This window comes from Oceanicola granulosus HTCC2516, assembly GCF_000153305.1.
Classification (GTDB): domain Bacteria; phylum Pseudomonadota; class Alphaproteobacteria; order Rhodobacterales; family Rhodobacteraceae; genus Oceanicola; species Oceanicola granulosus.
Genome location: NZ_CH724107.1, coordinates 1,621,886 through 1,646,972, shown reverse-complemented (window position 1 = coordinate 1,646,972; position 25,087 = coordinate 1,621,886). Strand labels below are relative to the sequence as shown.

Sequence of the window (25,087 nt, the reverse complement as noted above, 5' to 3'; positions counted from 1 at the left end):
CGAGGAGCGCCCGCTCCGCCTCGTTGCGGACGCCCTCGCAGAGGACACCCGAGGGCACGGCAGAGGGCGACGATGGCGCTGGTGATGACGCGCAGCGGCCGCCGGGCAGCGCCAGCAATGCGGCCTCCAATTGAGTTCTGAAATCAAGGGCAACGACGGTTCCCGCCCGTGAATTCGCTGCTTTGTCGTACGCCTATACATCCAAGCCCCACTTTACTGGCCGCCGCTTGTCTAGCCGGAAAGAGGTAAAGGCGCGGTGAAGGTGGACGCCGGAAATACGGAAGATTTGAGACGCATCCAGCCGGGCATTCACGGTTTCTTAGAGACTCACGAGGTAGGTCGATTGAGCCGGCTGGGCTCTCCGCCGTCCAATCCATCAGGAGGCAAAATGAAAGCACTTGTCATGCAACCGGGTGTCGATGTCGCGTCGCTGAGCGCCCGAAAGATGCAGCTAACCGCGCTCATCATCGATGACGCCGAAGCTGACCGAATGCACCTTGCCCGCCTCTGCCGCAAGGCCGGGCTGGACTTCGCCTTCACCGAGGTCGGCGGTATTCTGGAGCTCCGCAAGGCATTGGATGTCTGGAGCTACGACGTCATCTTCATTGACTATAATCTCGGCATGGATACCGGGCTCGAGGCCCTGCGGATGGTCGCCGAGCATGAAGGTCAGGACGACGCGATCGCCATCATGGTAACCGGCAGCAACCAGCATGATCTGGTGGTCGAAGCGATGCGGTCGGGCTGCGCCGACTATCTCATCAAGGACGACCTCAGTATCGACTCCATCCGCCGCTCGATCACCACGGCGATAGAACGGAAGCTGCTGCTCGCCACGATCAGTCGGGAGCGGGCGATGCAAGTCGCGATGAAGCGGACGATCGAGCGATTCACGCGCGTCTGTGCCCCGGAAATGCGCAATGTCATCCGCACGATGCTCGCGCAGATCGGAAAGCTGCGAGGCGACAAGGCCACCATCCATACCGCGCGCGAAGGAGCGCTCGTCCTGGAGGACGCCTGCGGCGAGCTGCTGGATTTCATCGACGAGATCGACGTGCTTATCGAGGAGGATGACCCGCAGCCACCGCTGAAGGGCTTTCTTGCTCCCCGCGTGCTTTCCTGAGCGCATGAAACCCTTGCGCCTTTCCCTCCAGGCGAAATTCGCGCTTCTGGCGTTCTCTGTCGCACTGCTTTCCTCCTCGGTTGTCATCACCCTAGGTCAGCTGATCGAGGCGGAGCGTCGGGAGGAGCGCGCAGAGGAGGCGCTGGAGACAGCGGCACAGCAGCACGTGGAGCCGGTTCGAAGGCAGTTCAACCTGATGGCGGCCGATGCCGAACTGTTGGCCGCCATGCCCATCATCAGCTCCATAACTGCGGGCGGAGGCGTTTCGCCCTCTCTGCGCAGCCGGTCGGAATCCTTGTTCGTTGGGATGCTGCGAAGCCGCCCTCATTACAGCCAGGTGCGCTTCATCGGCCAGAAAAGCGATTGGCGAGAGCTCGTACGTGTTGATCAAGGTCCTAGCGGAATAGAGCGAGTGCGGGGCGGGTCGCTGCAGAGCAAAGCCGCAGAACCTTATCTCGCGAGCTTGCAAAGCTTGCAGAGTGGCGAGGCCTATTTTTCCCGCATCACCTATAACCGTGAGCACGGCCAACCCGTAGGGCCCCCCACCATACGGGTGGTGCAGCCGGTGCAGGACACAAGCGGCCAGCTGTTCGGTGTCATTGTGATCAATGCCGACTTCGAGCGCATGCTTCAGACGGCCGGCGAGAATTTCAGCGACGATTTCGAAGTGACGATCGCCACAGACGTTGCCGAGTACATGAGCTTCGGCACCGGCCTGCCGCCACGGCTTGTGTTCAGGGATGAGCGAAAGAGTCTTTCGGACGAGAGGGCGGCCATACTCGAAGAAAGTTCAACAGTGGCGGTTCTGGATGAAGAGGTAATCTACCGGTCCGAGGTCGTTGTGCCGGCAGCGGGTACTCCTTTCAGCCTCTACGTTCTCACTGTGGCGCGCGAGGAAGACCTATTCAGGCCAACGGTTGATCTACTTGGAGTTGGCATTGCCTCCCTGATCTTCTCCGCGACATCTGCTAGCCTTGCTTCCCTCATCGGTGCAGGTATCACGGCGCCATTGCGCCGACTGACTGCCACCATCCGAAGCAGCGGCACCGAAACGCTGAACCTCGCAAGTTTGCAGCCAGAAGCGGACGACGAAGCGGGAGAACTGGCACGCGCATTTGCGGAACTGGCGGACCGCCTCCAGCGCGAGTCGGAGCGTTACCGCACGCTTTTCGCAGGAATTGCGGATGGTGTCATGTCCGTGCGGCGCGATGGTACCATAGAGGACGTCAACGATGCGATGGAAGACCTTTTCGGATACGAAAAGGCGGAACTGGTCGGTCGCAAGATTGACCTGTTGCTGCCGCCGGACATCCTTCGAGAATGGACTGATCTTGCCTCGAAAAATCCTGTTCCGCAGCTGACGAATGAACAGGCCGGCATCAGAGGATTGCGCAGCGATGGGAATATTGTGCCGCTCGAGGTTTCAATCAGTCGAATTGAGGTGGCCGGTGGCGAGCAGTTCATTGCCATCGTCAGGGATATCTCCGAGAGGCTGCAGGCTGACGAACAGACCGCGAAACTTTTAGCAGCATTGCAGACTTCCAATGCCGAATTGGACAAGTTCGCCTACGTCGCCTCGCACGACTTGAGGGCTCCTCTCAGGGTTATTCAGAACGCCGCCGTCTGGCTGGAAGAGGACCTGGCACCTCATTTGACCGAAGACACGCGAGAGTCTTTGGACTTGCTGCAAGTCCGGGTTGAGCGCATGGACCGGTTGCTCGACGATCTTCTGCAGCATTCCCGCATCGGACGCGACGAGGATGTTGCGGAATTTACAACCGGCGGGGATGTCATTGATGCAGTCGCTGCGTTGCTGTGCCTGCCAGATGGCTTCCACCTGAATGTGGGCGAGGATTTCCTGCATCTGCGGCTGCGTCGCATGCCGATCCAAATGATTCTGCTAAACCTGATTGGGAACGCGATAAAGCACCATGATCAACAGCATGGGTCGGTTGACGTATCCGCTCGAGATGCCGGAGCAATGCATGTCATTCGTATTGAAGACGACGGTCCAGGTATCCCGCCGAAGTACCACGAGAAGGTCTTCGAGATGTTTCAGACCCTGAAGCCGCGCGACCATGTGGATGGAAGCGGGATGGGGCTCGCGCTGGTCAAGAAGCAAACCGAGGTCGCTGGCGGTAGTATCAGGCTTTACTCAGACGGTCAGCGCGGATCCGCCTTCGAACTCCATTGGCCAAAGGTAGCCATCGATAATCGACAAGGGGAGATAGCGGCATGATTAATTTCAAGGCGGCAACAGAGCCACTCGACATCGTACTCGTGGAGGACGATGACGGAGACGCCAAGGCGATCCGGAGAGCACTTCAGAAAGCTGGTATAGCGAACCCGGTCGTGCGGGTCATCGACGGCGTTGAGGCGCTGTCGCTGCTGAGAGGGGAGAGCGGGCGGGCTCCGCCCCGGTACGTGCTGCTCGTGGATCTCAACATGCCGCGCATGAACGGCATCGAGTTCCTCGCCGAACTGCGCTCGGATCCGCGCCTGAAGCGAGCCGTGGTGTTCGTCATCACGACGTCCGACGACGTCCGCGACCTGATGGCGGCCTATGGAGAGCAGGTTGCAGGATACATCCTGAAGCAGCGGGCCGGCCCGAACTTCGACAGCCTCGTGGCGACCCTCGACCATTACCGGCGAATCGTTCGGCTGCCCGACATGCGGATCGCCGATGTCCGCCATTGATCCCCTCGAGATATTGGTTGTCGATGACGACGACGGCGACCGGGCGCTCGTGCGCCGCTTGCTTGCGAAGGGCCGGCGGCCAGCAAGGGTGCACGAAGTTCGGTCCGCGGATGCAGCGTGGGCATTCGACGCGGTCGTTCCGGATGTCGTTCTCCTGGATCATCTGCTGCCCGGGGACAGTGGGCTGAGTGTCTTGAGCGATCTCAAGCGGCGCTGGCCGCGCGCGGCGTTCATCCTGATGACGGGTCAGGGCGATGAGGACATCGCCAAATCTGCAATTCAACGAGGTGCGACGGAATATGTCGCGAAGCGAGCGCTGGACCTGACTGCACTCGACCGGCTGCTGCAGAACGCGATGGCGATGGCGGAGCTGCACTGGCGCCTCGAGGAGCAGCGGCGGGAGCTGGCGATCTTCTGCGATGTGCTCGTGCACGATCTCAAGGCCCCGATCCGGGCCGTGCGCACTCTGGCGGAGCAGGTGGCCGAAGACCTGACAGAGGGGCAGACGGGTGAAGCGATGCGGGGCCACGCTCTCCTCGGCGAGGCGGCGGGAAAGCTGGGCGCGCTCGTGGACAGTTTGGCAGAGCATATCCGCTTCGACGGCGATCAGCGGTGGGCGGAAGTGGATGTGGCTGATTTGCTGGCGTCCGTCTGTTGGGTGCTGCGCCCGGATATCAAGGAAAGCGGCGCGAAGGTCTCCGTCGATGTCGGGGTGGCGCAGGTTCACGGATCGGGCCCGCAGCTTGAACAGTTGCTGCGAAATCTTGTCGCCAACGCGCTCAAGCACGGAGGAGCGGACGTCGAGGTCGAGGTGGCGGTCAGGGAGAGCGCCGACGGATTGGAGATGACCGTCTCGGACAACGGCGTCGGAGTGCCGGCGCATCTACTTGAGCGCATCTTCGAGCCGTTCAGCCGCGTGACATCTGACGTGCCGGGCTCCGGGCTTGGCTTGGCCACATGCCGGAAGATCGCGGAGAGGCACGGGGGGCGGATCTGGTGCGAGTCCCGTCCGAAGGAGGGAGCAACGTTCAGGGTGATCCTACCTCGGAGGAGCGGCACGGCTGACGCTACGCTTCGTGAGGCGTCGTGAGGGAGCACTTCGGTTGATGACACCGCCACTGTTCACGGTGATGCGGCGCGTTCTGCGGTATATCCGGCAGCCGCTGCGTGCCTGCTGGCGCATGCAGCAGAGCGTCGACTTGACCTTCCCACGGGATCGGTCGCAAATGGCCGAGGCGACGGCTTCTCCTGTCAGGGCAAGATCATCGGAGAGGCTGAACGAGGCGCGGGTGGACCTGTCTTCGTGGCGTTCGATTCGCTATATGCTCGGGTTGTGGAGAGGCAGGACGACGTGGTGGGACGGGCAGGCGGCACGGGGTGGAGCGCGGCTTGCTGAACCGGGTGACGTTGAAACAGCTGGAGATTTTTCGCTCCGTCGTCGTGTCCGGCTCGATCACCAAGGCGGCGCGGCGGACTGGCCTCTCCCAGCCGTCGATCTCGCAGCAACTTGCCAAGCTGGAAGAGTTCCTCGGGGCGCAGTTGATCCATCGAAATCGATCCGGACAGGTCGATCTGACGGCGGCGGGGGAATTCTGGTTCAAGTCGGCGAGCGATCTGCTCTGGCGCTACGATGCCGCCATCGAAAGTCACGCGGCGCGATTTTCCGAGGATGCCGCGCAGGTCCGGCTCGGCACGACGCCGACCTTGCGGGGCCGGTTTGTCGGGACGGCGGCGCGGATCACGCTGGATGTGGATCCCAACGCACGGTTCGAGCAGGTCTGGGGGCTCAACAGCGGCGAGATCGTCGAGCGGCTTCGCATGCACCAACTCAATTTCGCGCTGGTCAACAAGACGAGCCTCGAACAGGAACATACCTCCTACAAAATCACCCCGATGTTTCGCGACACGATTGCCTGGGTGGTGCCGGCCGAGATCCCGACGGACGCGTTGCGAGCGGCGCTGAAGGGCGACGCGGAGGCCTTCCAGACCTACCCGGCGCTCGGCCGCTACGTGGCGCTGTTCGGCGACGCCCCGCTGCAGCCCGGGAGCGACGACTGGTATCGCCACTACCTGCCAACGGCGTCAACGGTGTTTGGCGGGATGACCTACAGCGTCGCGGTCGACCTCACGAGCGAGGGGTTGTCGACGGCGCATTGCCCGCTGTCGCTATATCCCAACCTCCCCCAGTCGCAGGTGCGCAAGCTGCGGTGGTTCGGTATCGAATGGCTTTCGCGGGAGGTCGTGATGGCGATGCCCAAGCACCTGATGTCGATCCCCGCCTATGCCGAGATCCTCGGCCGCCTCCAGTCGTTCGCCGAAGAAGATTACGCGCTGGAAATGGTTCCCGACAATTACCAGCCGTTCACGGACCTCTTGGACTAGGCCGCAGCACCTCGGCGAGTGAGACTGCGTATTCCCGCGGCCGAGGCTCAACGCAGCGCCGCTATCCGGCTCGCCAGCGCCTCGGCAATGGCGCGATGATCGGCGGCGGTGCGATCATCGCGCGGTATGTCGGGCCGAATGTCGGCCGCGATGCGGGCCGGGCGGCCCGAGAGCACGATGATCCGGTCGCCGAGGCGGGCGGCATCGCGGGGCGAGTGGGTGACAAGCACCGTCGTCGGGCGGTGGCCGGCGGTCACCCGCAGGACCAGCCCCTGAAGGTCGCTCGCCAGTCCGTCGTCGAGCGAGGCGAACGGCTCGTCGAGCAACAGCAACTCCGGCTTCAGCGCAATGGCACGGGCGACGGAGACGCGGCGTTGCATGCCGCCCGAGAGCTGGTGGGGGAGGGCGGTGGCGAAGTCGCGCAGGCCCATTTCGGCGAGCAGCTCGCGCGCTGCGGCGGGGCTGACGCCTGGGCCGGCCGCCTGGACGTTGGCGGTCGCGTCGAGCCACGGCAGCAGGCGCGGGTCCTGGAAGACGAAGCCGGGCGGCCGGGCCAGGTGCGCCGGGCTGCCGCCGACATCTATGCGGCCCGCGAAGCTGGTGTCGATCCCCGCGACCATCCGCAGCAAGGTCGACTTGCCGACTCCCGATGGCCCCAGCACCGCCACCAGAGACGTCGGCTCAACCGCCAGCGCGAGCCCCCGGAACAGCGGCTCGGACAGGAGCGGGAAGCGCTTCTCCTTGATGTCGATGCTCAGCGCTGCGCCGGTCGCCATCCGAGGATCCTTTGCTCCAGCGGCCGCATTGCGCCGTATTCGACGGCGAAGACGACGCAGATGAAGGCGAGGGTGTAGGCGAGAATGGCCGTCATGTCGAAGAAGCCGAAGAAGATGCCGATCCGGAAGCCGACGCCGCCGTCGCTGCCGAGCACCTCGAAGACGAGCACGATCTTCCAGATCAGCGACAGTCCGGTGCGCGCGGCGGTGAGCAGGTATGGCATCAGCTGCGGCAGCTCGACCAGCCGCAGCCGCCGCCACGGGCTCATCCGGTAGACCTGCGCGAGCTCGCGGTATTCCGCCGACAGCGCCCGTACACCCTCGCGCATGGTCGTTGCGACGAGGGGGGTCTTGTTGATGGCGACGGCGGTGACGAGCGCGATCTCGGAGAGACCCATCCAGATGTAGCAGACGATCGCGACGACGATGGCCGGGATGTTGAGCCCGATGACGATCCAGGGCGCGAACAGACCGTCGGCGAAGCGGACGCGGCCGAGCAGAGCGCCGATGGCGCAGCCCAGCAGCATCGAGACGGCGAAGGCGGCGGCGACGCGCGCGAGGGTCTTGGCGAAGTCCTCGAGCAGCCGCCCGTCGACCACCTGCGCCACGAGTTCCGCCACGACGGCGACGGGCGAGGGCACGGTTGGATCCTGCAGGATCGTCGCGGCGGCATGCCAGATCAGCAGCAGGAGCGGGATGGAGATCCATTCCGCCAGCCCAGCCCCCTGCCGGAACCGTGGCCGCCCGGCGGTCACATCCGTCTCCGGAGCGCGTCTCAGTAGTCGGTCCAGAAGGTGCCCTCGGCCATGGTCGGCGTTTCGCCCACGAGGTCGGCGCCGCCGAACTCGGCCATGATCTCGAAGGTCTGCCCGGCGGCTTCGACGATGGCCGGCTCGAAGCTCGCGATGATCCCGGCGCGGTAGTCGTCGCGCAGCTGGGCGAACAGCGCGTCGTCGCCGGATGCGCGCATCACCTCGCGCAGGCCCTCCCAGACCTCGTCGTCCTCGAGCAGCAATCGCTTGGCGGCGAAGGAGGCGTCGAGGAAACCGCGCAATGCCTCGGGCTTCGTCGCGGCGGTCTCGTCGGTGAACGCCCAGCCGAGCAGCGGCGCCTGCTCGGAAATGCCGAGCGCGCCGAGCATGTCGGCCACGGAGATCACCTCGCTCATGCCGGCGGCCTTGGCGCGGGCGTTCCAGTGCCAGAAGTTGAGCGACGCATCGAGCTCGCCGGACGCGAGCAATTCGTTGACGAGCGGCGGCGCGCCGAAGCGGGCCTCGACCGCGTCGGCGAGCGGATCGTCGTGGCGCTGAGCGTAGTAGGCCTGCAGGATGATCCAGCTCTTGTCGACCGGCCCGCCCGCGATGCCGATCGTGCGGCCCGGCAGGTCGTCGACGCCGGCGATGCTGCTTCCGGGCGGCACCATCAGCCCGCCGACGGCACGGCTGTGGGGCACCAGCGTGATCCCGCGGCCCTCGTTGCGCTGGATCGAGACCCAGATGAAGTCGGTGAGGATGATGTCGACGTCGCCGGTCTGCAGCGCCACGTCGCCCGCCTGCTCGCTGCCGAGATCGCGCAGCACGAGCTCGACGCCGTGGGCCTCGTCGAGGCCGTGGTCCTGGATGACCTTCATCTCCCACTGCGCGGTGCCGTAGGAGAGCACGCCCACCTCGACCTCGGGCAGGTCCTGCGCCGCCGCGACGGTGCTCAGAAAGGTGAGGCCAGCGGCCCATTTTATCACGTGGATCATGTTCTTACGCTGCTTCCCTGCCGATCGGCGGCCTTGTAATCGTTACCTCGGCCCGTGTCGGCGGGAAGCTATGCGAAACAACGCCGAGGGTCCATCGGCCGTCGACCGGGCGGGCAGCGACTCGCGCCGCTGCCCGCTGTGTCCGAGCATCACTCGGCGGCGTCTTCGCCCTCGGACTCTTCGGCCGCCATGTCGCCTTCGTCGTCCATGGCGGCCTCGCCATCCATCTCGGCCGGGTCGTAGTCGGGCGAGAAGGTCTGGAGATAGGCCACGACGGCGACGCGCTCTTCCTCGGTGCGCAGGCCGGCGAAGGCCATGCGCGTACCGGGAACATAGTCGCGCGGGCTCTCGAGGTACGCCGCGAGCGTCTCGTGGGTCCAGACCAGCCCCTCCTCGCCGGCTTCGATCATCGCGTCGGAGTAGCGGAAATCGTCCTGGTGAACGGCTGCGGGCTGGCCGAAGATGCCGTTGAGCATCGGGCCGACGCGGCTCTGCGCGTCCTCGCCGACCATGTGGCACGAGCGGCAGCGGCGGAAGACATCCTCTCCCTCCGCGACGAGCTCAGGGTCGGGGGCGGCACTGGGCGCGTCCTGCGCGGCGAGCGCGCCGGGCAGCATGGCGAGGGCCGCGGCGGCCAGCATCCACCGCATCTTGTCTCTGGTTTGAGCTTGATTCGACACGTTTCCTCCCTGGAATTTGCTTACGTCGCCGGGCATGAGCGGCAGGTTGGCCGGCCAGACACGAAGGCTTAACCTTTGACCGGTATAACGGGTTTCAGTCGATCGGTCACTTCGGGAAGGCCCGGCGCGGGGAGGCGGTGCCGGGCAGAGATCGGTGAGACCTGGCCGTGCGAGGATACTGAGGCGACATGCTGACCCGGCGTCGGTGAGGACGCCGCCGCGTGCCATCAGAAGGCGAAGGGCGTGGCGTCGCCCGCCAGCCCGCCCCAGGCGACGACGTCCGCCGTCGCGTGCAGCCCGCCGCCCATGCCGGGCGAATCCAGAGGCATCCCGGGGACGGCGATGCCGGTGATGTCGGGCCGCTCGGCCAGCAGCCGAGCAATCGCGGCGAACGGCACGTGGCCCTCGACGATGTAGCCGCCGACGCGGGCGGTGTGGCAGGCCCAGAGCGGCTCGGGCACGCCTGCCTCCGCCTTCATGCCGGCGTAGTCGTCGGTCTCGGTGATCTCGACCATGTAGCCGGCTTCACGCGCGAGATCGGCCCAGGCGGTGCAGCAGCCGCAACTCGGGTCCCTGGTGATGTGGAGCAGTTGCGGGCCGGTCGGCGTCGCGGCGCGCGCGGCGGTGCCGAGGGTGAACGCGGCGGTCGCTCCGAGGAGCAGACTGCGGCGGGTTACTGTCATCGAAGTCATCGTGATTCCTTGCGTGACGCTAAGAGAATGGAAAGGTCCGCCAGGTAAGGCGGGGTGGCGGGCGCGGGACATCCTGACCGGTTCCGCTCCACCGCCCGCGGGCCCCAGCGAATCGCCGCCGTTTGGGTGAGGATGTCGACGCGGTAGCGGTCTTCCTCCACCATCCGCGCCACACCTTGCACCTGTCCGGCCGGGCGTGACAGGCGGGTCTGGATCGGCTGCTTGCTGTGCGTGTCGTGGACCACCCAAACCACCTCCGGAACACGGCGTCCGCCCCAGAATGACAGGTCGGCGGCCGGCGGAACAGGCGCTACGGCGTCAGTATCGTCATGCCGGGTCGTGGGATCGGGAGGGGGGATTTGGTGGAGCCTAGGGGAGTCGAACCCCTGACCTCTTGCATGCCATGCAAGCGCTCTCCCAACTGAGCTAAGGCCCCGCCTTGTGCCGCGTCGCCGCGACGTGCCGCTCTCTACGCAGCCACTTCGGAGAGATCAAGGCAAAAAATCTCCCCGAAGCCGTGACGCGAGGTCAGTCCTCGCTGTCGTCGCTCGAAACGTCGGCGAGTTCGTCCAGCGAGACGGTGTCCTCGTCGTCGTCGTCCTCGAGCACGTCGTCGCCGAGATCGACATCGGCATCGTCCTCGTCGTCGTCGCTGTCGTCGAGCACCAGTTCCTCTTCGGTGTCCTTGGTCTCGAGCTTCTTGGTCTGCGCGTCCTCGGCATCGGCGACCATGGTGCGGGTCTTGCCGGTCTCGATGTTGACCGCCTCGCCCGTGTAGGGGCTGACGATCGGGGACTTGTTCAGATCGTAGAAGCGCTTGCCCGTGGTCGGGCAGACGCGCTTGGTTCCCCACTCTTCCTTGGGCATTCTCGCTCTTCCTTCATCTCTTGGCTTGGCGGCCGTCGTTCGGCTTGCAGCGGATCGCGCTCCCCTGCCATAAGGTGCGCGCGGTGTCAAAACCCTCCGGGGCGACCCGAGGGCAGAGTGGCGGATATGGGCGAAACACACCGTCTGGGCAACCCCCCGATCGACATCAACTTGCGCCGCTCCGCGCGGGCGCGACGGCTGTCGCTGCGCGTCTCGCGGCTCGACGGGCGGGTGACGCTGACGCTGCCGCGCGGGGTGTCCGAGCGCGAGGGGCTGAAGTTCGCGCGGGCGCGGGAGGAGTGGCTGCGCGGGCATCTCGCCGGGATCGGCGCGGGCCGGGTGGCGCGGCTCGGCGGCAGCGTGCCGTTCGAGGGGCGCGAGCTGCCGGTGCGGGCGGGGGCGGTGCGCGGGTCGCGGCTCGAGGACGGGGTGCTGTGGCTGCCCGACCAGCCCGAGCGGGCCGGGGCGCGGATCGGGGCGTTCCTCAAGACCGCTGCGCGCGACCGGCTCGCCGCGCGCTCCGACCACCACGCCGCCGCGCTCGGCCGCACCTACGGGCGGATCACCTTGCGCGATACCCGCTCGCGCTGGGGATCGTGCTCGTCGACGGGCGACCTGATGTATTCGTGGCGGCTGGTGATGGCGCCGCCGGAGGTGCTCGACTACGTCGCCGCCCACGAGGTCGCCCACCTCGTCGAGATGAACCACTCGCCCGCCTTCTGGGCCGTGGTGGCGCGGCTGCTGCCGGACCACGCGGCGGCGCGGGCGTGGCTGCGGGACAACGGCAGCGCGCTGCACCAGGTGCGGTTCGAGCCTTGACCCGGCCGGCTCCGTGATCACACTCGCGACATGCTGATCCAGACCCGCTCCGAGACGACGGCCCCGGCACCGGGCGCGGCGCACGACCGTGTCTACCGGGCGTTGCGCACGCGGATCATGCACGGCGAGCTGCGCCCGGGCCAGTCGCTCACCCTGCGCGGGATCGGGCGCGACTACGGCACCTCGATGACCCCGGCGCGCGAGGCGGTGCGGCGGCTGGTGGCGGAGGGGGCGCTGTTCCTGTCGTCGTCGGGTCGCGCCTCCACGCCGGCGCTCAGCGACGACCGGATCGAGGAGCTCGCCTCGCTGCGCGCCCTGCTCGAGCCGGAGCTCGCCAGCCGCGCCCTGCCGCGCGCGCATTTCGCGCTGATCGACCGGCTGACGGCGATCAACGACGGCGTGGCGCAGATGGTCGCCCGGCAGGATGCGACGGGCTACATCCGCATGAACCTCGAGTTCCACCGGACCCTCTACCTGCGCGCCCAGGCCCCCGCGATTCTCGCCATGGCCGAGACGGTGTGGCTGCAGCTCGGCCCGACCATGGCCGCGCTCTACGGCCGCCTGCGCCGCTCCGAGCCGCCCCGGCACCACCGGCTGATCCTCGCCGCGCTGCGGGCCGGCGACGAGCCGGGCCTCCGCCTCGCCGTGCGCACCGACGCGACGCAGGGGCTGCGGATGCTCAAGGGCTGACATCTAGACCTCGGCGCCGGTGGCGAGGCGGAAGCTGACCGCCTCGGCGACGTGCGCCCGGCCGACCTCCTCGGCGCCGTCGAGATCGGCGACGGTGCGCGCGACGCGCAGCACCCGGTGGTAGCCGCGCGCCGACAGGCCGAACCTGTTCGCCACCCGCGACAGCAGCGCCCGGCCGTCGGCGTCGGGCGTGGCGACGGCCTCGAGCCGGCCGCCCTCGACGTCGGCATTGGCGCGCACGTCCGCATCCTCGTCGTAGCGCGCCTCCTGCCGCGCCCGCGCGGCGGCGACCCGCCCGGCCACGGCGGCGGAGGTCTCGCCGTGGCCGGGGAGGTCGAGGTCGGTGAAGGCGACGGGCGGCACCTCGACCCGGAGATCGAAGCGGTCCATCAGCGGGCCGGAGATGCGGCCCATGTAGTCCTCGCCGCAGCCGGGCGCGCGCGAGCAGGCGCGGGCCGGGTCGCTCAGGTGGCCGCAGCGGCAGGGGTTGGCGGCGGCGACGAGCATGAAGCGGCAGGGGTAGCGGGCGTGGGCGTTGGCGCGGGCGATGACGACCTCGCCCGTCTCGATCGGCTGGCGCAGGGTCTCGAGGACCGACTTGTTGAACTCGGGGAACTCGTCGAGGAACAGCACCCCGTTGTGCGCGAGGCTGATCTCCCCCGGCTGTGCGCCGCGCCCGCCGCCGACGATCGCGGCCATGGAGGCGGTGTGGTGCGGCTCGCGGAACGGGCGGGCGCGGTTGATGCCGCCGTCTTCGAGCAGGCCTGCGAGGGAGTGGATCATCGACGTCTCGAGCGCCTCGGGCGCGGTCAGCGGCGGCAGGATGCCGGGGATGCGGGCGGCGAGCATGGACTTGCCCGAGCCGGGCGGGCCGACCATGAGCAGGTGGTGCCGCCCGGCGGCGGCGATCTCGAGCGCGCGGCGGGCGCGCTCCTGCCCCTTCACGTCCGCGAGGTCGCGGCCGCTCTCGGCGGCGACGGCCTCGCCGGGCCTGGCGGCGGGCAGGGGCGACTGGTTGGTGATGTGGCGGATGGCCTCGGCCAGGCTCGGCGGGGCGTAGACCTCGCACGCGCCCACCCATGCCGCCTCGGCGCCGCAGGGGGCGGGGCAGAGCAGGCAGCGCTCTTCGGCGGCGGCGGCCATCGCGGCGGGCAGCGCGCCGTTGACCGCGACGAGGCGGCCGTCGAGCGACAGCTCGCCGAGGCTGAGGATGCCGGCCACCCGGTCGTGGGGCAGGATGTCGATCTCGGCCAGCACCGCGAGCGCGATCGGCAGGTCGAAGTGCGAGCCCTCCTTCGGCAGGTCGGCGGGCGAGAGGTTGACGGTGATGCGCTTCGAGGGCAGCGCGATGGTCAGCGCGTTGAGCGCCGCGCGCACCCGCTCGCGCGCCTCCGACACCGCCTTGTCGGGGAGGCCGACGATGGCGAATCCGGGCAGGCCGGGCGCGACGGCGCACTGCACCTCGACGGCGCGCGCCTCGATTCCCTCGAACGCGACGGTGTGAGCCGTGGCGACCATGACCTGTCTCCCTGCTCCCGCAGGGGTAGCGGCCTCGGTCCTAAGGCGAGGTTAACGAGACCTCCGGCCAGGGGCGGCGGGGCAGGTCGAGCAGGTAGGGGATCGGCTCGGGGAGACGCACGATCCCCTCGGCGCGCCAACGGCGGAAGGCGGGCTCGGCGAGGGTCGCTTCGGTGAACGCCGTGGTGAGCGGGCCGGCCGCGAGCCCGTAGCCGACGATGCGCGCGGCGACCGGGGCGTAGAAGACGTCGGCGAGGCTGTAGGCGCCGAGCAGCCACGGCCCGGATGCCGCCTTGCCGCGGGCATGGGCGAACAGCTCCTCGATCCGCGCCAGGTCCTCCGTGACGGCGGCGGGCGGCTCGAAGCCCTCGTAGACCGAGTGGAGCTGCATCGGGCAGGCGCTGCGCAGGGCGCCGAAGCCGGCATGCATCTCGGCCGCCAGCCAGCGCGCCGCGGCCCGCGCGGCGCGGTCGGCGGGCCAGAGCCCGGCCTCCGGGTGGCGCTCGGCGAGGGTCTCGGCGATGGCGAGGCTCTCGCCGATCACGTCGCCCTCGGGGGTGCGCACGACCGGGACGAGCCGGGCCGGCGCCAAGGGCGCCATGTCCTCTTCCATGGTGCCGTCGTAGAGCCCGACCACGTGCACGCGATGGGGCAGGCCGAACTTCTCGAGCATCAGCCAGCCGCGCAGCGACCAGCTCGAGAAGGCGCGGTCGGCGATGAAGAGATCATAGGTCATGCCGCCAGCCTAGCGCGGCAAGCCGCGCCTGCCGAACATTCATCCCTGCGCGGGTCCATCACGGACGGTGATCCACCCGACCCACCTGCCAGCCGCCGGCGGTCCGGGCGATCTCGGTCAGCGACAGCGGCGAGACGCGCTGGGCGAGGGTGTCGTAGAGCCGCCCGCCGCGGGCGCGGTGCAGGGCGGTCAGGATGACGCCGAGATGGGCCACGGCGACGATGTCGCGGCCGGGATGGGCGGCGGCAAGCCGGTCGACGACCGTCGCCACCCGCCGCGCCACGTCGGCCCAGCTCTCGCCGCCCGGCGGGGCCAGATCGGCCTCCCCTTCCCAGAAGCGGCGCGACAGGACCGGATCGCGCGCCGACACCGCGGCCGGGGTCAGCCCGTCCCAGGCGCCGAAGTCGAACTCGCGCAGGTCCGGCTCGTGCGGCAGCCGCTCGCGGCTCCCGGCGAGCGCGTCGGCGGTGGCGGTGGCGCGGGCGAGATCGGAGGAGACGAGCAGCGCGCCGGCGGGCAGCGCGGCGTGCAGCCGGGCGAGAGCGGCGGTGTCGGAGAGGTCGGCGGGCACGTCGCGCCGCCCGAGGATGGCGCGCTCGTGGGTCGGGCCGTGGCGCACCCAGGTCCAGCGGCTCAAAGCGCGCCCTTCAGCACCAGCGGCAGCCCCGCCATCACCGCCACCACCAGCCCGGCCCGCGCGGCGACCGCCTGGTTGAGACGGCCCTGCGCCTCGCGGAAGGCGCGGCTCATCTCGTGCATCGGCACGATCCCCTGGCCGACCTCGTTGGACACCACCACCACCGGCGCGGCGCAGCCCTCGAGCGCCGCCACGAACCGCTCCGGCGCGCCGGCGGGATCGGCACCCGAAAGTTGCAGGTTGGTGAGCCACAGGGTCGCGCAGTCGAGGATGACCATTTTTTCAGCAGACACCGCCGCGAGCGCAGGCGCGATGTCGAGCGGCACCTCGAGCGTCTCCCAGCCCTCCCCGCGCGCGGCGCGGTGGGCGGCGATTTTGCCAGTCATTTCAGCGTCGAAGCTCTGTGCCGTCGCGAGGTAGACGCGCGGACGACCGGACGCGACGACGAGGTTTTCGGCGAACGCGGACTTGCCGGAAGCGGCCCCGCCTAGAACAAGAGACAGTTTTTGCAAGGCCATCCGTGCAACCTAAACCGATCCACAGGCATTACCACATCGTAAAGAGGATCGTCAGCAAGAACGGTCCAACCATCACGCTCCGGGGGATGCTCATGGCAGTCGCAGCTTTCAACGATCAGACATTGTCGCGCAAGGCGATGCAGGCAGAGCTTCTCGATGCCGAGACCGAGCTGCGCCTCGCCTATGCATGGCGCGACCAGCGGGACGAGCGGGCGCTGCACCGCCTCATCACCGCCTACATGCGGCTCGCGATCTCCATGGCCGCGAAGTTCCGCCGCTACGGCGCGCCGATGAACGACCTGATCCAGGAGGCTTCGCTGGGCCTGATGAAGGCCGCTGACAAGTTCGACCCCGACCGCGGGGTGCGCTTCTCGACCTACGCGGTCTGGTGGATCAAGGCGTCGATCCAGGATTACGTGATGCGCAACTGGTCGATGGTGCGCACCGGCTCGACCTCGTCGCAGAAGTCGCTGTTCTTCAACTTGCGCCGCGTTCAGGCCCGGCTCGAGCGCGAGGCCGCGGCTTCGGGCGCGCCGATCGACCGCCAGAAGATGCGCGAGATGATCGCCGCGGAGGTGGGCGTGCCGCTGCACGACGTGGAGATGATGGAAGGCCGGCTGTCGGGCTCGGACTACTCGCTCAACGCCACCCAGTCGGCGGAGGACGAGGGCCGCGAATGGATCGAGGCGCTCGAGGACGACGGGATGCAGGCTGCCGAAAAGGTGGAGAACTCGCACGACATCGACACCCTGCGCCACTGGCTGCTGAACGCGCTGAGCCAGCTCAACGAGCGCGAGCGCTTCATCGTCAAGGAGCGCAAGCTCCGCGACGACCCGCGCACGCTCGAATCGCTGGGCGACGAGCTGGGGCTGTCCAAGGAGCGGGTGCGCCAGCTCGAGGCGGCGGCGTTCGGCAAGATGCGCAAGATGCTCGAGACGGAGTCGCGGGAAGTTATGAACTTCTTCTGACATGCTCGTCCGGGCGCTCCTGATCCTGCTGGCCACGGCTTCGGCGGTGGCCGCTCAGGATGTGTTCGTTCTCGGGGAGATCCACGACAATCCCGACCATCACCGGGTGCAGGCCGGATGGGTCGCCGAGGTCGCGCCCGCTGCGCTGGTCTTCGAGATGCTGACCCCGGCGCAGGCGGCGGCCGCCGCCGACGTCTCCCGCGACGACGCCGACGCGCTCGGTACGGCTCTCGGGTGGGCGGAGACGGGGTGGCCCGACTTCGCGCTCTATCACCCGATCTTCGCGGCAGCGCCCGGGGCGGCGATCCACGGCGCGGCGCTCGGGCGCGACGCGATCCGCCGTGCCATGGCCGAGGGCGCGGCGGCAATCGTCGATCCTGCGCTCCTGCGTCCGCTCGACGGGCCGACCCGGGAGGCGCTGGCCCGGGAGCAGGCCGAGGCCCACTGCGACGCGCTGCCCGAGGCGATGCTGCCGGGCATGGTCGAGGCGCAGCGGGCGCGCGACGCCGCCTTTGCCGCCGCCACCCTCCGGGCGCTCGACGAAACGGGCGGGCCGGTCGTGCTCATCACCGGCACCGGCCATGCCCGGACCGACCGTGGCGTGCCCGCGGTCATCGCCCATGTGCGACCGGAGGTGGAGGTCTTCGCCCTCGGCCAGTTCGAGGCGCTGCCGGGAGGGGACGTCCCCTTCGACGCCGTCTCCGTCTCTCCGCCGCCCGAGCGCGAAGACCCCTGCGCCGCCTTCCGCTGACCGACCGGTGCTGGCGCGCCCGCGCCCGCCGCCCTACGATGCGGGCGAGGGCAAGGGAGCAGCATGACGACGTTTCGGCAGATCAAGAGCGACGTGATCGGCCGGATCACCGCCGGCGAGTGGGGCCCGGACGCGACGCTTCCGAGCGAGACCGAGCTGGCCGCGCGCTACGGCTGCGCCCGCGCCACGGTCAACCGGGCGCTGCGCGAGCTGGCCGACGACGGTGTGCTCGAGCGGCGGCGCAAGTCGGGCACGCGGGTGCGGGCCGCGCCGGTGCGGCAGGCGCGCTTCGAGATCCCGCTGGTGCGGCGCGAGGTCGAGGGGCAGGGGGCGGCCTATCGCTACGCCCTCGTCGAGCGCGCGGTCATGGCCGCGCCCGACTGGCTGCGCGCGCGCATGGCGCTGGAGCCGGAGGCGCGGGTGCTGCACCTCGTCTGCATGCACTACGCCAATGCCAGCCCCTACCAGTACGAGGATCGCTGGATCGCGCTCGACACGCTGCCCGCCGCCGAGGCCGAGGACTTCGCCGCCACCGCCCCGACCGCGTGGCTGCTGGCGACGATCCCGTTCTCGCAAGTCGAGATCAGCTTCGCGGCGACCGAGGCCGACGCCGCCCTCGCGGCGCACCTGGGCTGCGCGGAAGGGGCGGCGCTGTTCTTCGCGGAGCGCTCGACGTGGTTCGACGGCAAGCCGGTGACCTTCGTGCGGCTCGTCCACCGCCCCGGCCACCGGGTGACGGCGCGCTACTAGAGCGCGTCGCGCAGGGGGGCGACGGCGGGGCGGTAGGCGCGGGTGATTTCGTCGCGGCGCGTGTGGCGGCCGCGCGTGACGAGGTGGCGCCCGGCGGACCAGACATCCGCGATCAGGTCGTTGCCTCCCGCGAAGACGAAGCTGTCGAGCGCGGTGTCGCCGCCGAGCCCGGCGAGGTCGGGGTGGTCGGTGTCGAGGGCCAGCAGGTCGCCCCATGCGCCGACCTCGATCCGCCCCGAGCCGCGCCCCGCCGCCTGCGCGCCGCCCGCCGCCGCGTCCTGCATCAGCCGCCGCCCGGCCGAACGGTCGAGCGTGGCGAGCGCGGCGCGGGAATGGTCGCGCAGGCGCTGGCTGGTGTCGAGCTGGCGCAGCTCCCCGGCGAGCGAGATGCGGATGTTGCTGTCCGACCCGATCGCCAGCGCGCCGCCGGCCCCGAGCCAGCGCACGCCGTCGAAGATGCCGTCGCCGAGGTTTGCCTCGGTCAGCGGGCAGAGCCCCGCCACCGCGCCCGTCGCGGCGAGGGCGCAGGTCTCGTGGGCCTGCATCTGCGTGCAGTGGACCAGGCACCAGCGCCGGTCGAGCGGGAGGTTGTCCAACGCCCACGCCACGGGTCGCGCGCCGAGCGCCGCCTCCACCTCGGCGACTTCGGCGGCCTGTTCGGCGAGGTGCATGTGGATCGGGCTGCCCTGCGCCAGCGCCTCCAGCGCGGGCAGGTCGGCCGCCGCCACCGCGCGCAGCGAGTGCGGAGCAAGGCCGAGCACCGCGTCGGCGGGCAGTGCGGCGAGCGAAGCGCCGGCCTCCTCGTGGAGCCGCGCGAAACGGTCGAGGTCGTTGCCGAAGCGCACCTGCCCGGGGCCGAGCGCGCGGCGGTCGAGGCCGCCGTACTGGTAGTGCACCGGCAGCAGCGTCAGCCCGATGCCGCTGGTCTCGGCGGCGGCGCAGACGCGCTCGGCCATCTCGGCGAGGCGCGCGTAGGGCGCGCCGCCGGGCTGATGGTGGAGGTAGTGGAACTCGACGCTCGCGCCGAACCCCGCCTCCAGCATCTCCATCTGCACGAACGCCGCGATCGCCTCGACCTGCTCCGGCGTCAGCGCGTCGAGGAAGCGGTACATCAGCGCCCGCCACGTCCAGAACGAATCCGCCTCCGGGCCGCGTTTCTCCGTCAGGCCGGCCATTGCCCGCTGAAAGGCGTGGCTGTGGCAATTGGCGGGCGCGGGGACGAGCAGATTGGTTATCGTGCCCTCACGCGGGCTGTCGGCCGCGAGCGAATCGATGCGCCCGTCGCGCAGCGTCAGCCGCACGTGCGAGCGCCACGTGTCGCCGACGAGGGCGCGCTCGGCCCAGATCACCTGCATGGGGAGACTCCCGTTGACAGACCGTTATGTGCAGACATAACCATATCAAGCACACGCCAATCAAGGGGCGCGCGACGCGATGCTGCTGACCAACGCCACACTCGCGACGATGCAGGGCGACAGCCGCTACGGGCTGCTCGAGCGGGGTGCGGTGCGCCTCGAGGGCGAGCGCATCGCCTGGGTCGGCCCGATGGACGACGCGCCCGGCGGGGAAGCGCTCGACCTGGAGGGCCGGCTGGTGACGCCGGGGCTGATCGACTGCCACAGCCACATCGTCTACGGCGGCGACCGTGCGGCGGAGTTCGAGCTGCGGCTCGAGGGGGCGAGCTACGAGGAGATCGCGCGCGCCGGGGGCGGCATCGTCTCCACCGTCGCCGCCACCCGCGCCGCCTCCGACGAGGCGCTGCTGGCCGAGGCGCTGGGGCGGGCCGACGCGCTGATCGCCGAGGGCGCGACGGTGCTGGAGGTGAAGTCGGGCTACGGGCTCGACGTGGAGACCGAGCTGCGGATGCTGCGCGTCGCCCGGCGCATCGGCGCGGCCCGCGGCGTCACCGTGCGCACCACCTGCCTCGTCGCCCACGCGGTGCCGCCCGAATATGCCGGCCGCGCCGACGCCTACATCGACGAGATCGCCCTGCCGACCCTCGCGCGGGGCCACGCGGAGGGGCTGATCGACGCGGTCGACGGCTTCTGCGAGGGGATCGCCTTCGACACCGCCCAGATCGCCCGCGTCTTCGACGCCGCCCGCGCCCTCGGGCTGCCGGTCAAGCTGCACGCCGAGCAGCTCTCGCACATGGGCGGCGCGCGGCTCGCGGCCGAGTACGGGGCGCTGTCGGCCGATCACGTCGAGTACGCCACCGAGGCCGACGCCGCCGCGATGGCGGCCGCCGGGACGGTGGCGGTGCTGCTGCCCGGCGCCTTCTACACCCTGCGCGAGACGCAGGTGCCGCCCGTCGCCGCGTTCCGCGCCGCCGGCGTGCCGATGGCGGTGGCGACGGACAGCAACCCCGGCTCGTCGCCGCTGTCGTCGCTGCTGCTGGCGATGAACATGGCCTGCACGCTGTTCCGCCTGACCCCGGAAGAAGCGCTCGCCGGCGTCACCCGCAACGCCGCCCGCGCCCTCGGGCTGGCGGAGCACGGCACCATCCGCGCCGGCGCGCGGGCCGATCTCGCGGTGTGGGACGTCGAGCGGCCGGCGGAGCTCGCCTACCGCATCGGCCACAACCCCCTCTACCGCCGCATCCAGGGAGGCACCTTGTGAGCGAGACCCTGACCCCCGGCGCCACGCCGCTGGCGCAGCTCGAACGGCTCTGGCGCAGCGAGGGCGCGGCCCGGCTCGATCCGTCCGCCCGCGCGCCCGTCGAGGCGGCGGCGCGGCTGGTGGCCGAGGCGGCGGCGGGGGAGGCGGCGATCTACGGGGTCAACACCGGCTTCGGCAAGCTCGCCAGCGTCAAGATCGCCGCCGGCGACACGGCGCGGCTGCAGGAGAACCTGATCCTGAGCCATTGCTGCGGCGTCGGCAGCCCGCTCGACGCGGCCACGACCCGGCTGATGATGGCGCTCAAGCTGCTCTCGCTCGGGCGCGGCGCGAGCGGGGTGGCGTGGGAGACGGTGGCGCAGATCGAGGCGATGCTCGACGCCGGCGTGCTGCCGGTGATCCCCGAGCAGGGCAGCGTCGGCGCGTCCGGCGATCTCGCGCCGCTTGCGCACATGGCGGCCGCGATGATCGGCGCCGGCGAGGCGACCTACCAAGGGGCGCGCCTGCCTGCCGCCGAGGCGCTCGCCCGCGCCGGCCTCGCGCCGATCCGGCTGGGGCCGAAGGAGGGGCTGGCGCTCATCAACGGCACGCAATTCTCCACCGCCTGCGCGCTGGTGGGGCTGTGGTCGGCCTGGGACTGCGTGCGCGCCGCCATCGTCACCGGCGCGCTCTCCACCGACGCGATCATGGGCTCAACCGCGCCGCTCGCCGCCGCGATCCACCGGCTGCGCGGCCAGCCCGGCCAGATCGCCTTCGCCGACGCGCAGCGGGCGCTGCTCGAGGGCTCGGAAATCCGCGAGAGCCACCGCGACGGCGACAGCCGGGTGCAGGACCCCTATTGCATCCGCTGCCAGCCGCAGGTGGTGGGGGCGGCGATGGACCTGCTGACGGGCGCGGCGCGCACGCTGGAGATCGAGGCCAACGCGGTGACCGACAACCCGTTGGTGCTGGTCGAGGAGGGGCAGATCGTCTCGGGCGGCAATTTCCACGCCGAGCCCGTCGCTTTCGTCGCGGACCGGATCGCGCTCGCCATCGCCGAGATCGGCGCCATCGCGCAGCGGCGCATCGCGCTGATGGTCGACCCGACCCTGAGCCACGACCTGCCGCCGTTCCTGACGCCCGACCCGGGGCTCAACAGCGGCTTCATGATCGCCGAGGTGACCAGCGCGGCGCTGATGAGCGAGAACAAGCACCTCGCCAACCCCTGCAGCACCGACAGCACCCCGACCTCGGCCAACCAGGAGGACCACGTCAGCATGGCCGCCCACGCCGCGCGGCGGCTCGGGCGGATGAGCGACAACCTGGCGACGATCCTCGGCATCGAGCTGCTCGCCGGAGCGCAGGGCATCGAGTTTCGCGCGCCGCTGCAGACGAGCCCGCCGCTGCGCGACGTGATCGCGCGTCTGCGCGCCCGCGTCGCCGGCCTCGCCGACGACCGCTTCCTCGCCCCCGACCTCGAGCTCGCGGCGCGGATGATCCGCGAGCGCGCGCTGCTCGAGGGCCTCGCACTGCCCGAACTGGAGACCGACAGATGAAACCCGTCGAGATCACCCGCGGCGATGGCCCCGTCGTCCTCGGCCTGCCGCACACCGGCACCTGGCTGCCCGGCAAGGCCGCCGCGCGGCTGAGCGATCGGGGCCGGGCGCTCGCCGACACCGACTGGCACGTCGAGCGGCTCTACGCCGACCTGCTGCCCGGCGCGACGACGGTGCGCGCCACCTTCCACCGCTACCTGATCGACGCCAACCGCGCCCCCTCCGGCGAGAGCCTCTACCCCGAGCAGAACACGACCGACCTGGTGCCGGTGACCGACTTCGAGGGCGAAGACATCGTTACCGAGGCGGCGTCGGTCGACGAGGTGGCCGAGCGGCTGCAGGCCTACCACCGGCCCTACCACGACGCGCTCGCCGCCCAGCTCGAACGGGTGCGGGCGCGGCACGGGGTGGCGATCCTGTTCGACTGCCACTCGATCCGCTCGCGGCTGCCGTTCCTGTTCGAGGGCACCCTGCCGGACCTCAACATCGGCACCGATGGCGGCACCACCTGCGACCCCGCCATCGAGGCGGCCGTCGTCGCGCGGGCCGAGGCGTCGGGCTACAGCCACGTGCTCAACGGCCGCTTCCGGGGCGGCTGGACCACGCGCCACTACGGCCGCCCCGACGAGGGCTTCCACGCGATCCAGCTCGAGCTGGCCCAGTCCACCTATCTCGCCGACGAGGCCCCGCCCTGGCGCTACGACGAGGCCAAGGCCGCCCGCCTGCGCCCCGTCCTCGCTGCCATGCTGCAAGACCTGGCCGACCTCGCCCCCAGCCTCGGAGTCGCCCGATGACCGACCCCCGCCACAACCTGCGCGACGTATTCCCGCCGACCGGGTCCGAGATCAGCGCCAAGAGCTGGCTCACCGAGGCGCCGCTCCGGATGCTGATGAACAACCTGCACCCCGACGTCGCCGAGAACCCGCACGAGCTCGTCGTCTACGGCGGCATCGGCCGGGCGGCGCGGACCTGGGAGGATTTCGACCGCATCTGCGCCGCCCTGCGCGAGCTCGAGGCCGACGAGACCCTGCTGGTCCAGTCCGGCAAGCCCGTCGGCATCTTCCGCACCCACGCCGACGCGCCCCGGGTGCTGATCGCCAATTCCAACCTGGTGCCGCGCTGGGCCACCTGGGAGCACTTCAACGAGCTCGACCGCAAGGGCCTCGCCATGTACGGCCAGATGACCGCGGGGAGCTGGATCTACATCGGCACCCAGGGGATCGTGCAGGGCACCTACGAGACCTTCGTCGAGGCCGGCCGCCAGCATTACGGCGGCGACCTCTCGGGGCGCTGGATCCTCACCGCCGGGCTCGGCGGCATGGGCGGCGCCCAGCCGCTCGCCGCGGTGATGGCCGGCGCCTGCTGCCTCGCCATCGAGTGCGACGAGAGCCGCGCCGACTTCCGCCTGCGCACCCGCTACGTCGACGCCAAGACCCGCTCGCTCGACGAGGCGCTCGAGATGATCGGGCGCTGGACCGCGGCGGGCGAGGCGAAGTCGGTGGCGCTGATCGGCAACGCCGCCGAACTGGTGCCCGAGCTGGTCCGGCGCGGCGTGCGCCCCGACATCGTCACCGACCAGACCAGCGCCCACGACCCCGTGCACGGCTACCTCCCCGCCGGCTGGTCCGTCGCCGAGTGGCGCGCGCGGCAGGAGAGCGACCCGGCGGCGGTCGAGGCGGCGGCGCGCGCCTCGATGCGCGACCACGTGGCGGCGATGGTGGCATACTGGCGGCTGGGGGTGCCGACGCTCGATTACGGCAACAACATCCGGCAGGTCGCCAAGGAGGAGGGGCTCGAGGACGCCTTCGCCTTCCCGGGCTTCGTGCCGGCCTACATCCGCCCGCTGTTCTGCCGGGGCATCGGGCCGTTCCGCTGGTGTGCGCTCTCGGGCGACCCCGAGGACATCTACAAGACCGACGCCAAGGTGAAGGAGCTGATCGACGATCCGCACCTGCACACCTGGCTCGACATGGCGCGCGAGCGGATCGCCTTCCAGGGGCTGCCGGCGAGAATCTGCTGGGTCGGGCTCGGCGAGCGCCACCGGCTCGGCCTCGCCTTTAACGAGATGGTGCGCAACGGCGAGCTGTCGGCGCCGGTGGTGATCGGCCGCGACCACCTCGATTCCGGCTCCGTCGCCTCGCCCAACCGCGAGACCGAGGCGATGAAGGACGGCTCCGACGCGGTATCGGACTGGCCGCTGCTGAACGCGCTCCTCAACACCGCGAGCGGCGCGACCTGGGTGAGCCTGCACCACGGCGGCGGCGTCGGCATGGGGTTTTCCCAGCATTCCGGCATGGTGATCTGCTGCGACGGCACCGCCGACGCCGACCGCCGCCTCGCCCGCGTGCTCTGGAACGACCCGGCCACCGGCGTCATGCGCCACGCGGACGCGGGCTACGACGCGGCGCTCGACTGCGCCCGTACCCACGGGCTGCGGCTACCGGCGATCCTCTAGGAAGGGCGTGGAGGGGGCGCTGCCCCCGTCGCCCTCCGGGCGACTCCCCCGGGATATTTGACGAACAGAGACTGGGGGCGGGGGCGCGGGCGTCGGAGCGGGAAAAGGTGAGGGAGGGCGCGGGTGCGCTGGG

The 25,087-nt window shown here is 69.9% G+C and carries 26 protein-coding genes and 1 tRNA gene; 14 read left to right on the top strand and 13 right to left on the bottom strand.

Annotated features, from left to right (window positions below; translation table 11 throughout):
• Positions 1-388: 388 nt before the first annotated feature.
• From OG2516_RS07785 to OG2516_RS07765, 5 genes are all read left to right on the top strand, one after another.
• Positions 389-1,123 carry a response regulator gene (locus tag OG2516_RS07785; protein WP_050769121.1) on the top strand — a complete coding sequence of 245 codons (735 nt, stop codon included), beginning with the start codon at positions 389-391 and terminating at the stop codon, positions 1,121-1,123.
• Positions 1,124-1,127: 4 nt separating this feature from the next.
• Complete coding sequence (locus tag OG2516_RS18940) at positions 1,128-3,362, top strand: sensor histidine kinase (protein WP_156799294.1); 2,235 nt, start codon at positions 1,128-1,130, stop codon at positions 3,360-3,362.
• On the top strand, positions 3,359-3,820 hold the full coding sequence (locus OG2516_RS07775) for a response regulator (RefSeq protein ID WP_040615020.1): 462 nt from the start codon (positions 3,359-3,361) through the stop codon (positions 3,818-3,820). Before OG2516_RS18940 ends, OG2516_RS07775 begins: the two co-directional genes overlap by 4 nt.
• On the top strand, positions 3,807-4,910 hold the full coding sequence (locus OG2516_RS07770) for a sensor histidine kinase (RefSeq protein ID WP_007255093.1): 1,104 nt from the start codon (positions 3,807-3,809) through the stop codon (positions 4,908-4,910). The genes OG2516_RS07775 and OG2516_RS07770 overlap by 14 nt, the downstream gene beginning before the upstream one ends.
• Positions 4,911-5,209: 299 nt before the next feature.
• Positions 5,210-6,202 carry a LysR family transcriptional regulator gene (locus OG2516_RS07765; protein ID WP_192808362.1) on the top strand — a complete coding sequence of 331 codons (993 nt, stop codon included), beginning with the start codon at positions 5,210-5,212 and terminating at the stop codon, positions 6,200-6,202.
• A gap of 47 nt (positions 6,203-6,249) precedes the next feature.
• Here OG2516_RS07765 and OG2516_RS07760 read toward each other — a convergent pair whose 3' ends face one another.
• The 8 genes from OG2516_RS07760 to OG2516_RS07730 form a co-directional block, all read right to left on the bottom strand.
• Positions 6,250-6,978 carry an ABC transporter ATP-binding protein gene (locus OG2516_RS07760; protein ID WP_007255091.1) on the bottom strand — a complete coding sequence of 243 codons (729 nt, stop codon included), beginning with the start codon at positions 6,976-6,978 and terminating at the stop codon, positions 6,250-6,252.
• Positions 6,957-7,733 (bottom strand): ABC transporter permease, encoded by a 777-nt coding sequence (locus OG2516_RS07755; protein WP_007255090.1) that lies wholly within the window; start codon positions 7,731-7,733, stop codon positions 6,957-6,959. The genes OG2516_RS07760 and OG2516_RS07755 overlap by 22 nt, the downstream gene beginning before the upstream one ends.
• Positions 7,734-7,753: 20 nt before the next feature.
• The gene (locus tag OG2516_RS07750) at positions 7,754-8,725 is read right to left on the bottom strand and encodes an ABC transporter substrate-binding protein (protein ID WP_007255089.1); all 972 of its coding nucleotides are present in this window, start codon (positions 8,723-8,725) and stop codon (positions 7,754-7,756) included.
• Positions 8,726-8,874: 149 nt separating this feature from the next.
• Positions 8,875-9,366: a c-type cytochrome gene (locus OG2516_RS07745; RefSeq protein ID WP_007255088.1), complete on the bottom strand. Its 492-nt coding sequence runs from the start codon at positions 9,364-9,366 to the stop codon at positions 8,875-8,877.
• Between the two features lie 266 nt (positions 9,367-9,632).
• Positions 9,633-10,088, bottom strand: a complete 456-nt coding sequence (locus tag OG2516_RS07740) for a DUF411 domain-containing protein (protein ID WP_245544278.1) — start codon at positions 10,086-10,088, stop codon at positions 9,633-9,635.
• Positions 10,089-10,093: 5 nt separating this feature from the next.
• Entirely contained in the window at positions 10,094-10,342 is a 249-nt protein-coding gene (locus tag OG2516_RS19500; protein WP_192808361.1) for a metal-sensitive transcriptional regulator, read from the bottom strand.
• A 115-nt stretch (positions 10,343-10,457) separates the two neighbouring features.
• Positions 10,458-10,533, bottom strand: a tRNA-Ala gene (locus OG2516_RS07735).
• A gap of 92 nt (positions 10,534-10,625) precedes the next feature.
• The gene (locus tag OG2516_RS07730) at positions 10,626-10,964 is read right to left on the bottom strand and encodes a TIGR02300 family protein (RefSeq protein WP_007255086.1); all 339 of its coding nucleotides are present in this window, start codon (positions 10,962-10,964) and stop codon (positions 10,626-10,628) included.
• A gap of 126 nt (positions 10,965-11,090) precedes the next feature.
• Here OG2516_RS07730 and OG2516_RS07725 point away from each other — a divergent pair, with 126 nt between their 5' ends.
• Complete coding sequence (locus OG2516_RS07725) at positions 11,091-11,783, top strand: M48 family metallopeptidase (protein ID WP_007255085.1); 693 nt, start codon at positions 11,091-11,093, stop codon at positions 11,781-11,783.
• Positions 11,784-11,813: 30 nt separating this feature from the next.
• Positions 11,814-12,473: a GntR family transcriptional regulator gene (locus tag OG2516_RS07720; RefSeq protein ID WP_007255084.1), complete on the top strand. Its 660-nt coding sequence runs from the start codon at positions 11,814-11,816 to the stop codon at positions 12,471-12,473.
• Between the two features lie 3 nt (positions 12,474-12,476).
• Here the strand turns inward: OG2516_RS07720 and OG2516_RS07715 are convergent, their stop codons facing one another.
• From OG2516_RS07715 to cobU, 4 genes are read right to left on the bottom strand one after another with little or no spacing between them, the layout of a single operon-like run.
• Positions 12,477-13,991, bottom strand: a complete 1,515-nt coding sequence (locus OG2516_RS07715) for a YifB family Mg chelatase-like AAA ATPase (protein ID WP_007255083.1) — start codon at positions 13,989-13,991, stop codon at positions 12,477-12,479.
• 40 nt (positions 13,992-14,031) lie between these two features.
• Positions 14,032-14,727, bottom strand: a complete 696-nt coding sequence (locus tag OG2516_RS07710; RefSeq protein WP_007255082.1) for a glutathione S-transferase N-terminal domain-containing protein — start codon at positions 14,725-14,727, stop codon at positions 14,032-14,034.
• A 58-nt stretch (positions 14,728-14,785) separates the two neighbouring features.
• On the bottom strand, positions 14,786-15,364 hold the full coding sequence (locus tag OG2516_RS07705; protein WP_007255081.1) for a histidine phosphatase family protein: 579 nt from the start codon (positions 15,362-15,364) through the stop codon (positions 14,786-14,788).
• Positions 15,361-15,882 (bottom strand): bifunctional adenosylcobinamide kinase/adenosylcobinamide-phosphate guanylyltransferase, encoded by a 522-nt coding sequence (gene cobU / locus OG2516_RS07700; RefSeq protein WP_040615019.1) that lies wholly within the window; start codon positions 15,880-15,882, stop codon positions 15,361-15,363. Before cobU ends, OG2516_RS07705 begins: the two co-directional genes overlap by 4 nt.
• Before the next feature lie 92 nt (positions 15,883-15,974).
• Between cobU and OG2516_RS07695 the strand changes: the two genes are divergently transcribed.
• The 3 genes from OG2516_RS07695 (at position 15,975) to OG2516_RS07685 (ending at position 18,351) form a co-directional block, all read left to right on the top strand.
• Positions 15,975-16,850, top strand: a complete 876-nt coding sequence (locus OG2516_RS07695; protein ID WP_040615681.1) for an RNA polymerase factor sigma-32 — start codon at positions 15,975-15,977, stop codon at positions 16,848-16,850.
• Position 16,851: 1 nt separating this feature from the next.
• Entirely contained in the window at positions 16,852-17,601 is a 750-nt protein-coding gene (locus OG2516_RS07690) for a ChaN family lipoprotein (RefSeq protein WP_007255077.1), read from the top strand.
• Between the two features lie 63 nt (positions 17,602-17,664).
• Complete coding sequence (locus tag OG2516_RS07685; protein WP_007255076.1) at positions 17,665-18,351, top strand: histidine utilization transcriptional repressor HutC; 687 nt, start codon at positions 17,665-17,667, stop codon at positions 18,349-18,351.
• Here OG2516_RS07685 and OG2516_RS07680 read toward each other — a convergent pair.
• Positions 18,348-19,706, bottom strand: coding sequence for a formimidoylglutamate deiminase (locus tag OG2516_RS07680; protein ID WP_007255075.1), 1,359 nt, complete (start codon positions 19,704-19,706; stop codon positions 18,348-18,350). The two genes, OG2516_RS07685 and OG2516_RS07680, sit on opposite strands and share 4 nt — an antisense overlap.
• A gap of 79 nt (positions 19,707-19,785) precedes the next feature.
• Between OG2516_RS07680 and hutI the strand changes: the two genes are divergently transcribed.
• Genes hutI through hutU form a run of 4 tightly spaced genes read left to right on the top strand, consistent with a single transcriptional unit; the run spans position 19,786 to position 24,954 of the window.
• Positions 19,786-20,967 (top strand): imidazolonepropionase, encoded by a 1,182-nt coding sequence (hutI, locus tag OG2516_RS07675; protein WP_007255074.1) that lies wholly within the window; start codon positions 19,786-19,788, stop codon positions 20,965-20,967.
• Entirely contained in the window at positions 20,964-22,499 is a 1,536-nt protein-coding gene (gene hutH, locus OG2516_RS07670; protein WP_007255073.1) for a histidine ammonia-lyase, read from the top strand. The genes hutI and hutH overlap by 4 nt, the downstream gene beginning before the upstream one ends.
• A complete protein-coding gene (hutG, locus tag OG2516_RS07665) occupies positions 22,496-23,293 on the top strand; it encodes an N-formylglutamate deformylase (RefSeq protein ID WP_007255072.1) in 798 nt (265 codons plus the stop codon). The genes hutH and hutG overlap by 4 nt, the downstream gene beginning before the upstream one ends.
• A complete protein-coding gene (gene hutU / locus OG2516_RS07660; protein ID WP_007255070.1) occupies positions 23,290-24,954 on the top strand; it encodes a urocanate hydratase in 1,665 nt (554 codons plus the stop codon). Before hutG ends, hutU begins: the two co-directional genes overlap by 4 nt.
• Positions 24,955-25,087: the final 133 nt, after the last annotated feature.